Consider the following 250-nt stretch of genomic DNA (forward strand, 5'->3'; position numbering starts at 1 on the left):
TAATCGGTCTTTTTGATTTCCATGTAATAGCTCATCTACCGTGATACCGCCAATGTCTGCTATGGCTATACTACGCTGATTATTTGGCAACGAATTGCCGTTCTCCCACCTTGAAATTATTCCAGGTTTAACAGGAGGATCTTCAATTATTTCGCCATAAACTTCTAAAGACCATCCGCGATCAGTACGAATTTTTTTTATGCGCTTTCCTACTTTATCTTTATTGATGTCCATTGTTTCACCTCTTTAA

General features: G+C 38.0%; 1 protein-coding gene. It reads right to left on the minus strand.

What is annotated here, in order from left to right; all coding sequences use genetic code 11:
- On the minus strand, positions 1 to 234 hold a 234-nt coding region (locus tag QP415_RS12425), incomplete at its 3' end, for a helix-turn-helix domain-containing protein (RefSeq protein WP_285100275.1).
- Positions 235 to 250: the final 16 nt, after the last annotated feature.

This window comes from Pauljensenia sp. UMB3104, from assembly GCF_030217285.1.
In the GTDB taxonomy this organism is placed as follows: domain Bacteria; phylum Actinomycetota; class Actinomycetes; order Actinomycetales; family Actinomycetaceae; genus Pauljensenia.